At 39.3% G+C, this 13,093-nt stretch carries 14 protein-coding genes and 2 tRNA genes; 8 read left to right on the plus strand and 8 right to left on the minus strand.

The window, feature by feature from the left end:
• Positions 1-32: 32 nt before the first annotated feature.
• Both TW85_RS24025 and TW85_RS24030 read right to left on the minus strand, forming a co-directional pair.
• Positions 33-1,484: a HAMP domain-containing sensor histidine kinase gene (locus TW85_RS24025; RefSeq protein ID WP_046019675.1), complete on the minus strand. Its 1,452-nt coding sequence runs from the start codon at positions 1,482-1,484 to the stop codon at positions 33-35.
• Complete coding sequence (locus tag TW85_RS24030) at positions 1,462-2,142, minus strand: response regulator transcription factor (protein ID WP_046019676.1); 681 nt, start codon at positions 2,140-2,142, stop codon at positions 1,462-1,464. The genes TW85_RS24025 and TW85_RS24030 overlap by 23 nt, the downstream gene beginning before the upstream one ends.
• A gap of 177 nt (positions 2,143-2,319) precedes the next feature.
• Between TW85_RS24030 and TW85_RS24035 the strand changes: the two genes are divergently transcribed.
• Positions 2,320-2,856 (plus strand): hypothetical protein, encoded by a 537-nt coding sequence (locus tag TW85_RS24035; protein ID WP_046019677.1) that lies wholly within the window; start codon positions 2,320-2,322, stop codon positions 2,854-2,856.
• Between the two features lie 115 nt (positions 2,857-2,971).
• Here TW85_RS24035 and TW85_RS24040 read toward each other — a convergent pair.
• Positions 2,972-3,047, minus strand: a tRNA-Ala gene (locus TW85_RS24040).
• Positions 3,048-3,282: 235 nt separating this feature from the next.
• Here TW85_RS24040 and TW85_RS24045 point away from each other — a divergent pair.
• From TW85_RS24045 to TW85_RS24060, 4 genes are all read left to right on the plus strand, one after another.
• Positions 3,283-3,621 (plus strand): hypothetical protein, encoded by a 339-nt coding sequence (locus TW85_RS24045; RefSeq protein ID WP_046019678.1) that lies wholly within the window; start codon positions 3,283-3,285, stop codon positions 3,619-3,621.
• 87 nt (positions 3,622-3,708) lie between these two features.
• Positions 3,709-4,197 (plus strand): HDOD domain-containing protein, encoded by a 489-nt coding sequence (locus tag TW85_RS24050; RefSeq protein WP_046019679.1) that lies wholly within the window; start codon positions 3,709-3,711, stop codon positions 4,195-4,197.
• Between the two features lie 17 nt (positions 4,198-4,214).
• Positions 4,215-5,444, plus strand: a complete 1,230-nt coding sequence (locus tag TW85_RS24055; RefSeq protein WP_046019680.1) for an HDOD domain-containing protein — start codon at positions 4,215-4,217, stop codon at positions 5,442-5,444.
• Between the two features lie 99 nt (positions 5,445-5,543).
• Positions 5,544-5,628, plus strand: a tRNA-Leu gene (locus TW85_RS24060).
• A gap of 90 nt (positions 5,629-5,718) precedes the next feature.
• Here the strand turns inward: TW85_RS24060 and TW85_RS24065 are convergent.
• Positions 5,719-6,231 (minus strand): DUF3299 domain-containing protein, encoded by a 513-nt coding sequence (locus TW85_RS24065; RefSeq protein ID WP_046019681.1) that lies wholly within the window; start codon positions 6,229-6,231, stop codon positions 5,719-5,721.
• Between the two features lie 19 nt (positions 6,232-6,250).
• Positions 6,251-7,072 (minus strand): DUF4437 domain-containing protein, encoded by an 822-nt coding sequence (locus TW85_RS24070; RefSeq protein WP_046019682.1) that lies wholly within the window; start codon positions 7,070-7,072, stop codon positions 6,251-6,253.
• A gap of 146 nt (positions 7,073-7,218) precedes the next feature.
• On the opposite strand from TW85_RS24070, the gene TW85_RS24075 reads away from it, so the two are divergent.
• The 3 genes from TW85_RS24075 (at position 7,219) to TW85_RS24085 (ending at position 10,440) form a co-directional block, all read left to right on the plus strand.
• Entirely contained in the window at positions 7,219-8,172 is a 954-nt protein-coding gene (locus tag TW85_RS24075; protein WP_046019683.1) for a LysR family transcriptional regulator, read from the plus strand.
• Positions 8,173-8,500: 328 nt separating this feature from the next.
• Positions 8,501-9,835: a dihydroorotase gene (locus TW85_RS24080; RefSeq protein ID WP_046019684.1), complete on the plus strand. Its 1,335-nt coding sequence runs from the start codon at positions 8,501-8,503 to the stop codon at positions 9,833-9,835.
• Between the two features lie 44 nt (positions 9,836-9,879).
• Positions 9,880-10,440, plus strand: a complete 561-nt coding sequence (locus TW85_RS24085; protein WP_046019685.1) for a carbonate dehydratase — start codon at positions 9,880-9,882, stop codon at positions 10,438-10,440.
• Positions 10,441-11,022: 582 nt separating this feature from the next.
• Here TW85_RS24085 and TW85_RS24090 read toward each other — a convergent pair.
• The 3 genes from TW85_RS24090 to TW85_RS24100 form a co-directional block, all read right to left on the minus strand.
• Entirely contained in the window at positions 11,023-11,655 is a 633-nt protein-coding gene (locus TW85_RS24090; RefSeq protein ID WP_046019686.1) for an HAD-IA family hydrolase, read from the minus strand.
• A gap of 76 nt (positions 11,656-11,731) precedes the next feature.
• Positions 11,732-12,019 (minus strand): hypothetical protein, encoded by a 288-nt coding sequence (locus TW85_RS24095; protein ID WP_046019687.1) that lies wholly within the window; start codon positions 12,017-12,019, stop codon positions 11,732-11,734.
• 82 nt (positions 12,020-12,101) lie between these two features.
• On the minus strand, positions 12,102-12,530 hold the full coding sequence (locus tag TW85_RS24100) for a VOC family protein (RefSeq protein ID WP_046019688.1): 429 nt from the start codon (positions 12,528-12,530) through the stop codon (positions 12,102-12,104).
• Positions 12,531-13,093 lie beyond the last annotated feature (563 nt).

Below are 13,093 nucleotides of genomic sequence, written 5' to 3' on the forward strand. Positions count from 1 at the left end.
CAAAGAAAGCTCTCTTTATTTGGCTCGTTTCACTAAGCTTCGGTTTGAATAATGATTTTGAGCCCCGGATGCGCATTTGCCAGACTAATTTGCCACTGATGGAAGTTAAAAATAGCCTGTGCTTGAGTCAAACCAAGACCATGGCCTTTACTACCTCTATGCCTTTCTAGTCGGTACATGCGCCTAAATACCTTGTCATAATCATCTGCATCTATACCGGCACCCGAATCCTGCAATACGATCAAACCGGGCTTGCAGCAAAGTTTAATATCCGTATCTTGTGCACCGTATTTAATAGCATTATCAAATAGGTTAGAGAATGCCTGAAAGAGCAAGTCACCATTAGCAACGACTTGATAATCATGTAAATCCAACTGGACCTTCATTCCCTTCTCTTGCGCTAAAGGCTCATACATTTCTGCAATGTCGGCCAGTAAGGACGCTAAGTTAATCGACTTCATCGGAATATCAACAGCACTCTTTTCAAGCTTGCCAATGTTTAACAAGGCATTAAAAAGCTTGAGTATTCTGTCTGTGTCTTGTGTAGCTTCTTCTTTGAACTTAGCAAGCTGTGCTTGAGATGCATCTGGTGAAAAGGACTCCAGTCTATTATGTAAATGGGTGAGTGGCGTTCTCATATCATGGGCAATATTATCTGACACCTCTTGAACGCCTTGCATCAGGCTCGCAATTCTATCCAACATGCCATTAATATTTTTTGCCATATGATCATAATCATCATTGCGCTGACTTAATGGAATCCTCTCATCTAGTTGGCCTTCTATGATAGTATCGCAAGTTTGATTAATCACAGTAAGACGAGTGACCGTGCGCCTTGTAAGAATTAAGGTGCCAGCTAACAGGATGATAAAGCTTAATATCAAACCGATTATCAAGGCACTATATAGCACACTGTCTACTTCTTTCAGGTAACTAATATTGTATGAGAGAGTGACGTAATTACCGTCTGCTAAGGCAAGTTGTGCAATGCGGAATTGCTCAGGATCATCCGCCTCAAACTCTTCCCAATAGGCATCTTCTGCCAGAATAAAGTCGCCCGATGATGGGTCAAACTCAGCACCTTCCATTTCTAAATGATGTATCCAATGCTCAAATTCTGCCGCGCATTCTGACCAGTTATCGTCCTCTTCATCATAGGCATCTATTTCATCAATGTAGGCTTGATCCTCTATTGGGTTCAGTAGCGTTAAGTCAATTTCCACACCGGCTTGATCGCCAATTTCTCTCAGCTTTTGACGAAGAACGGCTAAGTTTTCAAAGTTATCAAAATCTTCAAACAAGGCCTCAACTTGCGCTTCTTGTCGCTCGAATAAAATATCAACGTTTTCCCATAAACTGGTTTTTACGATTTGATAAAGAGCAAAAAGAATAAGCGCAAAAGTGAGCCATAAAGTCCCCATGACGGTAAGTGAAAACCGAAAGCTAGAGCTTTTAACAAGATTAAGAAGCCGCTTTAACAACATAGCCTCTCCCTCTAATCGTGTGTATCAAGGTGTGTCCAAACGGCTTATCAACTTTATTTCTCAACCTAGAGATATGAACATCTATTACGTTCGTTTGTGGATCAAAATGATAATCCCACACAGCCTCAAGCAACATGGTACGAGTAACAACCCTGTCTTGATGCCTCAGCAAATACTCTAATAGACGATATTCTCTAGGTTGTAAGTTAATCGTCACACCATCACGTTTTGCTTCTTGCGTGAGCAGATTCAAACTTAGGTCATCACAGTGTAGGACGGTTTGCTCGCTTGGCTCTTGGGTAGCTCGTCTAAACATCACATCTAAACGAGCCTGTAACTCAGAAAATGCAAAGGGTTTAGTCAGATAATCATCAGCACCAGCTTGTAGCCCTTCTACTCTATGGCTAACCTCTGCCATCGCGCTTAATAGAATAACGGGGACTAAAGACCCTGTTGCTCGGATTGTTTTAAGAAGAGTGATGCCATCAAGCTCAGGTAACATTCGATCCAAAATAATGGCGTCATAAGTTTCTGTTGTTGCTTGTAGTAGCCCTTGTTTACCACTGTGACAAACATCAACCACGTAACCTAGCTGCTTTAAACTTGTACAAATAAATTTAGACACATCTAGGTCGTCTTCAACTACCAATACTTTCACGCTGTTCACCCTATTCTTTTAACTAGCCTAAGAATACCAAGGCTTTCGTCATTATTTCATTACCAAAAGTTAATATTCAGGCAAGACTTAAGTAAGACCCTACTCACTAAGCTTATCTTCATCGACCATGAAGGCATTCATCATGGCGAAATAAAATTTAAATAGGAGCTTATTAAGATGAATAAACTAATTGCAGCAAGTTTAACCCTAGGCGGTGTTTTATTAGCACCAATGTCATTTGCAAATGATGCTTGTAGCCCAGACAACCCTTCAGCATGTAAAAGCAAACTAGAAAAAGAGTGTCTTTATTACTCCGTTGATGAGTTTGAAATGGATGAAGGCTTGGTTATTTTTGAAGATGGTTACATGGATTATAAGGACCAGCATCAAGGTCATGATGAAGAATTCAAAGAAAGCGACTTATTATTAAGTGACTTAAACGAGCTTTCTCTGACAAGTGAGCAGCAAAGCTTAGTAAATGAGTGGCAAGCTTATAACACCCAATTTGATAAAGATTGGATGACGCTTTGTATGTCATATCCAAACAAAGAGAAGAGCATTACGAATCAAATTGACTGGGAAGAAGCTAATTTAAAAAACGACTTAACTTATCTAAAAGAAAGCCGTGTTTTTGTTAATAAGATGACAGCAAGTTTAACTGAGCCTCAAAAGCAGCAACTAGTACAATTAGGACTAATGCAACTACTACCCTAGGGAATAAGCAAGAGCTTGCTAAAGCAAAAAATCGCCAGAAACAAAAAAGCCTCGTATCAACGAGGCTTTTTTCGTTTACCTAATATTGAAAACAATATTAGGTAATAACAGAATTTGGTGGAGCCTAGGAGGATCGAACTCCTGACCTCAACGCTGCCAGCGTTGCGCTCTCCCAGCTGAGCTAAGGCCCCAAAAGTGTTAAGCATTTTAGGTAGGATAAAAACCTGTGTCAATAAAATTTAGCATCAATCATTTCCTTTTATTAATTAATTAAAACAAGCATTAAACAATAATCAGTAGATAGATTTATCTGAATTAGTTTTAAAAAATACCGCCTCTTCAAACCACTAGCTGCATGCAAGAATAAAACCTCTTGATAAAACTTATGGTATTCTAATTTTAATAGGCGACAAAAAAGGACTTCTAATGTCAGAAACATCCTCTGCTTTAACCAAGTTAATGATGGCGCATCAGCCCATTATTGATGCCGAAGGGAATACCGCTCATACAGAGCTAATTTTCCAACGTAAACCAGGCACGCCAGGTTATGAAGGCTCAAAGGATGCAATAAACCAAAAGTTAGCTCACATTTGCATAGGCGTAAGTGAGCTAAAAGATGAGTTTAATACGCCCCTATCGATCAGATTAACCAGCGCGATTTTAATGTCTGATATCCACTTTCCTATTGCAGCGCATCTTATCTACATTGAGCTACCAGGTAATACCGCAATTACTCGCTCATCAATTGAAGCCTTAAGAAAATAGTACCAAGCAGGCTACCGTTTCATTTTAAGTGGCTTTCGTTTCGATATCGATTACAGCCATATTTTGCCTTTTATCCATATGATCAAAATGGATGCGGTTAAATTAATAAACAATAAACAGAAACTAGAACCTCTTAAGAATTTAGAACGTCAGATCATTGTTCGTAAGGTAAATGACAAAAAAACCTATGAAGCATGTAAGCATCTTGGGGCAACACACTTTCAAGGTGATTATTTTAAAGCCATACAAAAAGTGGATAAAAAAGGACCAAGTGCAGAAATTTTAACCGCGAAAAAAATTGTGTCTGAATTAAGAGATGATAAAGCTAATCTTGATAATGTTGCTAAACTCATCAATGATAATCCTTATATAACTTATCAATTACTTAGAATTTTAAACAATCCGATCAGTGGTCTACCAAGAAAAATCACAGACATTCGTGAAGCCATTGTCATGATAGGCTTAGAACAAATCAAAAAGTGGGCCATACTTATCTCACTATCAGCGACAAAAAAGCAGCAAAATGAGCTATTTAGTAGCATAGTAAATCGTCCGAGTAAGGTGAGCACTGAATAATAACAAAAAGGTAACTTATGTCTTCTTTGCCCTCTGTATTCAATGACTTAATGATGGCTCAACAACCCATCTTTGATGCAAATAAAAAGTTATTTGGCTATGAGTTACTTTTTAGAAGTAGTGATGAAGAGATGGCAAATGTCATTGATGGCGAAGGAGCGACTAGCCAAGTACTCATTAACTTATGCATTGGAATTACTGAGTTAGAAGCTCAGATGTGCACCCCTTATTTTGTCAACATCACACGTGAGTTGCTCATGTCTGATGCCTTTTTTCCGATCGAACCTAAACTTGTTTATATCGAAATTTTAGAAGACCAAGAAATCACCCCAGATTTTGTCGAAGCAGTTGCCCGCTGGTACCAAGCTGGCTATCAATTTGTTTTAGATGATTATCACTTTGACCCTAGCTACACACAGCTATTCCCTTATATCAAAATGATAAAAATTGATGTGTTAGCGACAGACCCTGAAAAATATAAATCTCATATACAAGTATTACAAAAAAAGAAAATCACCTTATTAGCAGAAAAAGTTGAAAACCTTGAAATGTATGAGTGCTGCAAGAAACTTGGCTTTCAGTTATTCCAAGGTTACTACTTACAAAGGCCGAACATCATTAAAGGTAAACGTATTACCTCGGGGGTTGAGAGTGCACTAGAGCTTATTAATGAGCTTCAGAATGACAATATTTCAATTGATAAAGTTACCCAACTTATTAGCAAAAACCCAACCTTGTCTTATCAATTGCTCAGAGTACTAAATAGCCCTATTTGTGGCATGACTCGTAAAGTCACCGACCTAAAAGAAGCCGTCGTTTATATCGGCTTGAGCCAAATAAAAAAATGGGCAATGCTAATTACCATTAGTTCTTCCTCTCAACCACCTAGAGAGCTTTTTAGATTCTTATTAATTCGAGCAAAATGTTGCGAAGCACTTGGTATACAAGAAAACTCAGACAACCCTGATGCTGATTTTATGGCGGGTATGATGTCAGGCATTGACCTTATTTTACAGCTAGAGAAACAAATGGTGTTCGACCAAATCAATATTGATGAAGAGGTTATTAATGCCATACAGCATCATCAAGGCCCCATTGGACTGAGACTTAAAAAAGCCTGCGCACTTGAGCAAAGTGATTGGGGCTATATTGGTAAGCTTCCGAGTAACGAGAAATTAGTATTAAGCCGCTCCTATGGCGAAGCAAGCTTATGGGCGGACGGCACCCTCAAGAGTATCCATATGTAAAAGCAGATATCTGATTAAACCTTTAGCTGGATTCAAAATAAATTAATATAAACCGTTGACATAATTAGTAAAACACATAGAATACGCTCCACGTTTCAAGCCAGTGTGGTGGAATTGGTAGACACGACGGATTCAAAATCCGTTGCCGAAAGGCGTGGCGGTTCGAGTCCGCCTACTGGTACCAAATTAAAAAGAGCTTCAGATTTTCTGAAGCTCTTTTTTTTGCTTTTAACAAAGTAAGCAAATCACTTTGACAACTTTCATAAGCGCAGTTTTAGCTTTCCTTATACTCTTCTAAATAAGCGTCTTCTATCGAATATCCAGACTCAATATCAAAGCTATGGCTTACCAAAGGTATTGTTTTCAATTTCCCTGTTATATAAACCACATCCCATAGTGCTGCTACGGGAGCGGCTTTATCAAATTTAACATGAATAATTTGATTAGGTGGCGGCGGAGGAACATGAATACAGGCGCCATAAAATGGAACCAATAAAAGCTCTGAAATGGTTTCTGAATCTCCCTCTAAAGGAATAACAAAACCAGGAATCCTCACTGTTTTTTCATTCAGTTCATCACGGACTCGCCCTACCTTCGGCTGTGAAGCCTTAGTTGCGCCATGCTCAATAAGAGCTTCTGAAGTTTTACTTTGTCTTCTATCACTTTCAGGAATAAGATCTAACCACTTAAGTTCCATGACCTGCTTATTATTAACTTGCAAGGCTACTGCACTTAAAGGTGTAACAAGAGAGAAGAGCAATGTCATGGCTAAAAATACTATTTTCATATGCCTATTCACTTAACCGTTAGTTCACTTGATACCTAGCATCAGTGCGAATATAGATAATAGCATCACGACTGCTATCATTTTCCAATTTATGGGTAAAACGCCCTTCTGACTCAAGGTAGCTACCCGCTTTTAGTAATTGTGGTACCGTTAAGTCCTTTGAACTGTAGTTAATAGCCCCCGAAATAACGACAGCACGAAACTCATTCGCTTTAGTGGTTAAACTTCCTTTAAAACCTGCAGGTAGCTTAATCATCGAGCCCCCCATTTTTGCGGTGCTACCCCAAACATAAGTTGTTAATACACCTTTCGCTTTAATGTCATGTAGGTCGCTATTCGTTAACCAAACAATATTATTTTGATGTAGATTTAAAGGTCGTTCTCCATTATCAAACTTTTCTGTTGAGGGCTTAACTAAGTAGGGCCCAGAGTCTATCTCTAGGTAAATAAGGTTGGTTTCACCATTGGCAGCGGTTGTGTGATCTTCCCCTGCTGGCTGAGTCCAAAATGAACCTGTCGGCATCCACATTTTTTCTGCTTTAGGATCATCGTTATGCAACAGACCATCAATAACTATGCCACGATAAGTAATATTGTGGATATGCGGTGGTGACTCAAAGCCCTTATTGAAACGGACTAACATGCCTGTTGCTGTAGCTGTTGTTCTATCACCCCAAAGGTCTGCAGCACCTGGGCTAAGTGCTCCTCGTAGCGGATTAAGATAACCCCACTCAATATCATCTGATGCAACAACTTTTGAAGCTACTTCAGCAGCAAATACCTGTGAGGAAATAAATGTCGTTACTAGTGCAAACTTGGATAACTTTTTAAGAATTTTCATGTCAAACCTTGTTTCATAATTAAATAAAAATCTTATGCTGTGTTATTCGCCTGATAAACAGTTAAATATTTAATAAACTTTCGCTAAAACATGGATAATAAACATTAAATTCAGAGTATGATTTATCGAAATTACATGAGAAATTTATGAAGATTGCAGACCTACAAGTGCTCATAAAAGTGGCGGAACTTCATTCGATAACTGCGGCGGCCAATCAACTAGACATGAGCTCATCTGCAGCCAGTGTTGCCTTAAAGCGAATTGAAACGTCTCTTGGAGCACAGCTGTTTGTACGTACAACACGCCAAATAAGACTTTCACCTGAAGGGGAACGCTATCTTCCTATTTGCCAACAAGCGCTAGATTTACTTCAACAGGGACAGATGGCAATCAACGAAGAACTTCAGTCAATTAATGGTGAAGTAAAAATGGCTATGTCATCAGAAATGGGCCGAAACTTAATGCGCATCTTGCTCAATGACGTAATGAGTAAACACCCTGACCTAAGACTGCGTTTGCATGTAAGTGACAGTAGGGTAGATTTTTACCGAGACGGTGTCGATGTTGCGTTAAGAGCAATGACTAAAGAGGCCGTTCAAAACTTAAACCTTTATGGCTTTAAAATTTGCAATATTCCACACTTTTTATGTGCTTCTCCTAGCTATATCTCAGAGTTTGGAGCACCAGATACACTAGAGGAATTATCAGAGCACAACACATTACTTTATAAGCTTTACGAAGTAATGCACGATGCTTGGGAGTTCTATCAAGGTGAAAACAAGTACAAAATTAAAGTTAAAAGCGATCGAGTTGTTAATGATGGCGATATCGTACGCCGTTGGTGTGTAGATGGCGCTGGTATTGCGAAGAAGTCTGCAATAGATGTATCACAAGATTTACTGGCTGGACGCCTACAAAGACTGCTTCCCGACTATCAAATACCTATCACTGAGATGTGGTTAGTCCTACCTAGCCGTCAGTTAATCTCACCTGCGATTCGCCTCATTCGAGATGAATTAAAACAAAATGTAAATGAGCTAAGAAACAAACTTATTCACGCAGCTATTGTCGACGATAGTGAATGGCCTATATCAGATTAAAATGAATAAGCAGCTTGGGTTGTATCCTTTCTAAGCACTCAATTTAAAACAAGGTAAAGGTATCTGCATTAGATTTAAGTTGCTTAAGCAGTTTAGACTAATCCGTTCCTATCTTTTTCAGCCTATCTTTTCTTAGCCATTGTTTTGGTTATCGATACCTTAGTAATATAATGTCATTCAATAAATGTTATGATATAACATATCATAATTTATAAAACATAATACCTATTTCAAATATTGAATTTAGCTAACCCATAGCAAATCCAAACCCTAGAGAATTCCCATCAAATACTTAATCCCTTTAAACATATTAGGAGACTGAAAACTCATGTCTATCACCCTCATAAAGAATGCTAGAGTCGTCAATGAAGGCCAGATTACAGAAACTGATGTGCGCATTGTTGGTCAAAGGATTGATGCTATCGACAGCAATATTAGCCCAGGTCCTAACGATACAGTTATCAATGCAAATGGATGCTACTTACTACCAGGCATGATTGATGACCAAGTACATTTTCGTGAGCCTGGACTGACTCATAAAGGCTCCATTGCCACCGAATCTCGTGCCGCTGTAGCAGGTGGTATTACCAGCTATATGGAAATGCCTAATGTAAACCCTGCCACTACCACCATCGAAGCCCTAGAGAAGAAATTTGATATTGCTAAAGAGAGCTCGCTAGCAAATTACTCTTTTTATCTGGGTGCTACCGAAGATAACCTTGAGCAAATTAAACGCTTAGACCCTAGTAAACACTGTGGTGTGAAAGTCTTTATGGGGGCATCAACAGGTAACTTATTAGTTGAAAAGCCAGAAGCGTTAGAAGCAATCTTTCGTGACTCCCCTGTCCTTATCGTAACTCATTGTGAAAGCGGCCCAGTAATCGCCCAAAACGCAGAAAAGCTACTTGCAGCTAAAGATACTCTTACGATTGAAGATCACCCTATTTTAAGAGATGACGAAGCCTGCTATGCCTCTTCTTCTTATGCCGTGTCTCTTGCTAAAAAATACCAAAGCAATCTACATGTTCTGCATATTACGACAGAGAAAGAGCTCGCACTTTTTGAAGCTGGCCCAATTCAAAATAAACAGATTACTGCAGAAGCCTGTGTGCACCATCTTTGGTTTAATAATCAAGACTATAAAACACTAGGTAATCAAATTAAATGTAACCCTGCCATCAAGTTTGAAAGCGATCGTACTGCGATTATCCAAGCCTTAAAAACAGGTCAAATTGATATTATCGCCACAGACCATGCACCACACACTTGGGAAGAAAAACAAGTCGAATATAATCAAGCACCCGCAGGCTTGCCGCTTGTACAGCACGCATTATTAACCTTGCTTGATCAAGTAAACAGAGAAGCCCTTAGTATTACTCAGGTCGTAGAGAAAACAGCACACAATCCGGCTATTCGTTATGCCATCCAAGATCGTGGCTTTATTCGAGAAGGTCACTATGCAGATTTAGTGTTAGTCGATACCGACTCTTCTACACTTACTACACATGAAAACAGCCTTTATAAATGCGGTTGGACACCTTTTGCTGGTCACACTTTTTCAGCACAAATAAAAAGCACTTGGGTCAATGGCAATTTGGTATTTGATAACCAAGAGGTAAAAGCTACAGATGATTCAGCTATGCGACTGAGCTTCAAACGTTAACCTTTTTATTCAAAAGAAGATTTAATCTAGATCGAGAAATCAATATGTTAAGAAGAAACCCAAGTGGTCATATGCCGCAAGTATCAGAAACGGCATTTATTGATCCAACAGCCATCATATGTGGCAAGGTAATCATTGAAGACAACGTTTTCATTGGCCCTTATGCGGTAATTCGTGCCGATGAAGTTAACGAACAAGGTGAGATGCAAGCCATCCTTATCAAGCGTGATACCAACATCCAAGATGGGGTTGTCATTCATTCAAAAGCAGGGGCTTCTGTAACCATTGGCGAGCGTTCATCCATTGCTCACCGCTCCATTATCCATGGCCCTTGTGAAGTGAAAGATGATGTCTTTATCGGCTTCAATTCAGTGGTGTTCAACGCCCTTATCGGCAAAGGCTGTGTAATCCGCCATAACTGTGTTGTCGATGGGCTCGACCTGCCTGAGAGCTTTCACGTGCCACCTATGACCAACATAGGTAAAGGTTTCGACCTAAACAGCATATCCAAAGTCCCCCCTGAATATTCCGCCTTCTCTGAGTCTGTTGTCTCAGCTAACCACACACTGGTACAAGGTTATAGAAGAATCGCTAACGAGCTTTAAGGCAAATAACAACGCGAGTTACTGAATAGGTGCTCGCTCCTTGCTTTGCATGAGAATGTATAGCCTTGAGCTCCAGCTCAAGTTTGGCGGAAAGTATTGGAATTAATGCGACTGCATTTCCACGGAGGATCATGGGAGCGAGAAAATAGTACTATTAGTAATAATTATTAAGCATTTTGGTTTTCATGTGCTTTAAGCACTTCTTGCCAACAGCGCTTTATCTCTTTAATTATTAACGACTCTCCGTGAATAACATTTGTCCTTATTGGTGCAGGTAAGTTTTGAAGTAGCCATTCATCCGTCCACCCTTCCCAATTACCTGCAACATTTCTAAGGTTACTCTCTAATACCGGATAAACTTCATACCAGAGTATCTCTTCAACCTCTGATACAGATTACTTACTTTTCTATAACTGTTCGAGCGATGTAGTTAAAAGTTAAATCACCAATATCAGTATCAAGAAATAGATCTGATAGTGCTATCCAGATTATTAATTTTTCTTCTGCGATCAAGGTTATTCCCATACTAAGCTAATGCTTATACTTAGTTAAAATCATCTTACAATGCTGTAGTAATCTTCTTTATTTCGCATAAATAAGCTTTGGCAATTCCTTCATTGAGCTAAAGCTTACCATCGATGGGTAATCAAGAGCTTCATTAAACCGATTAAAGAATAGCGTTTTCATCCCCGCTTTATAACCTGCCTCAACGCCAACAGGGCCATCATCAATAACAACACAGCACTCTGGTTTGAACCCCATACTATTAGCTGCGTATAAAAAAATGCCAGGATCAGGCTTCCAAATTTTCACTTCATATGAACTATAAATGTTACCTTCAAAGTACTTAGTCAAACCACATACTCTAAGAGCCTGATTGATTTTGTGTACCGGTCCACTCGATACTACTGCTTTGGGTTGCGATAGGTTTTTTAACGTTTCCTCGATATGGTCCACAGGCTTTAGCTCAGTTTCAAAAAGATCTGTCACTATCGCACGGTAACTAGCAACAAAGTCATCAGGTAAAACCAATGCATATTCGATCGATAAAGTGTCGAGAATGCTCGCCAGCTTCCAGCCTCTAAACCGTATAACAAGTTCATCAGCATCGAGCTTCACACCTAGTTCTCTGAATTTGACGACAAGTCCAATGTTACAAAGCCGTTCGCTGTCTACCAAGGTTCCATCGTTATCAAATAAAAGGCATTGATTCATAGTGGTCTCTAAGGTTTAAGACTAAACACATTTAATTACTACATCTAAAACTTAAGGGCTTCACTCTATTTTACCTTTATTTTCCACATAGATTTATTTCAACCTTCTTTGTAGCGTTTTCAATCTTCTTGCTAAAAATTACGCTATTAGAGCCATTTTGTGGAAATGCCAAAATATATGATTTGGCTTTCGTAAGTCCTTCAATAGCAGAATAAGCTTCGACTAATGCGTACTTTCCATACCATGAATAGGATACCTTGATAGGAGTAATACAATCACCACGCTGGTATTTGGAATTATTATCACTTGCCCAGGTAAATATCGAAGTAAAAGCCATCAGGCCAAAAACTAGAATTTTTTTCATCAAAATCTCATGTATTTAACTTTTTTTGAGAGTCTTATCATTCTGGAGGTAAGCGAAATTAGCTCGTGTTAGTGAGTTCGCCTTAAACTTTCTGTGCTCTGCCTTGCTCTATTTCTGCACGGTAACTCTCTGAACCTACGGCTATTTCCCATAAGTAGCCATCAGGGTCAGAGAAGTAACCTGAAAAACCACCCCAAAACACAGCTTGCCCTTCTTTAACAATTTTCCCTCCGTTCGCTTCAGCACAGCTCAATAAACGAAGAACTTCATGAGACGACCCGACATTTCTAGCGAGAGTAATACCTGCAAAACCAGAACCACTGGGCTCAACACCAACATCTTTCGCTAACTCGGATTTGGGAAATAGCGCCAACTCAGGCCCATCAACATCCATGAAGACGATTTCATCAGATTTATAGTCAGTGCGCTCTAACCCAAGCACAGCCTCATAGAACTGAGCTGACAATTCGATGTCTGATACACCTAGTGTGATGATTGATAATTTTCTCATTGTACCCCCTTTCTAATAATACTCATGTTAGATTTGTCCAACTTATCAATTAAAAGCTTTCCTAGCTAAAGAGAGTGCGTGTTATTTAAATATCTATTTATATCTGTCTAGCGCGATCATTCTTGCGCTTTTCACATAACTAATTGATTCTAATTAATTAAAAACTGAACACAATCACAAAGACTTTCACTCAAGGCAAATGTCAGCACAGAGTAGCTAAAAGAAAGTATGCTTCTATCTAAGCTGCGTGAGAGTGCATGACTTTAAAGTTCGGCTCAAGTATGTTGGGTAGTATTGAGTGCCTAGCCTGCAGAGCTGACGAGCATGCATTCCCACGGAGGACCATAGGAACGAGAGATAGGCAGCTTATGATGTGTCTTTCGATAAATTTCAGACAAAAAAAGCCTGATCATAAATCAGGCTTTTTACTTATCTTTAGAGCGTAATCTTGATAACGACCCCTTTGATCCCCTAGCGGCTCTCCTTGAAGAAAAGAGCTACCATCGTCGATGCTTTATTGTCTTATCACTTTTCTCTAGACGAAAAAAAACCAGTCACTTGGA

Source organism: Marinomonas sp. S3726, from assembly GCF_000967665.1.
GTDB lineage: Bacteria > Pseudomonadota > Gammaproteobacteria > Pseudomonadales > Marinomonadaceae > Marinomonas.

Bases quoted from the DNA above. Each gene is read 5' to 3' on its own strand.
- TW85_RS24090 (WP_046019686.1), bottom strand. From the start codon at position 11,655: ATGAATCAATGCCTTTTATTTGATAACGATGGAACCTTGGTAGACAGC.
- TW85_RS24100 (WP_046019688.1), bottom strand. From the start codon at position 12,530: ATGAGAAAATTATCAATCATCACACTAGGTGTATCAGACATCGAATTG.
- TW85_RS24065 (WP_046019681.1), bottom strand. From the start codon at position 6,231: ATGAAAATAGTATTTTTAGCCATGACATTGCTCTTCTCTCTTGTTACA.
- TW85_RS24085 (WP_046019685.1), top strand. From the start codon at position 9,880: ATGTTAAGAAGAAACCCAAGTGGTCATATGCCGCAAGTATCAGAAACG.
- TW85_RS24095 (WP_046019687.1), bottom strand. From the start codon at position 12,019: ATGAAAAAAATTCTAGTTTTTGGCCTGATGGCTTTTACTTCGATATTT.
- TW85_RS24080 (WP_046019684.1), top strand. From the start codon at position 8,501: ATGTCTATCACCCTCATAAAGAATGCTAGAGTCGTCAATGAAGGCCAG.
- TW85_RS24055 (WP_046019680.1), top strand. From the start codon at position 4,215: ATGTCTTCTTTGCCCTCTGTATTCAATGACTTAATGATGGCTCAACAA.
- TW85_RS24075 (WP_046019683.1), top strand. From the start codon at position 7,219: ATGAAGATTGCAGACCTACAAGTGCTCATAAAAGTGGCGGAACTTCAT.
- TW85_RS24035 (WP_046019677.1), top strand. From the start codon at position 2,320: ATGAATAAACTAATTGCAGCAAGTTTAACCCTAGGCGGTGTTTTATTA.
- TW85_RS24070 (WP_046019682.1), bottom strand. From the start codon at position 7,072: ATGAAAATTCTTAAAAAGTTATCCAAGTTTGCACTAGTAACGACATTT.
- TW85_RS24025 (WP_046019675.1), bottom strand. From the start codon at position 1,484: ATGTTGTTAAAGCGGCTTCTTAATCTTGTTAAAAGCTCTAGCTTTCGG.
- TW85_RS24045 (WP_046019678.1), top strand. From the start codon at position 3,283: ATGTCAGAAACATCCTCTGCTTTAACCAAGTTAATGATGGCGCATCAG.
- TW85_RS24050 (WP_046019679.1), top strand. From the start codon at position 3,709: ATGGATGCGGTTAAATTAATAAACAATAAACAGAAACTAGAACCTCTT.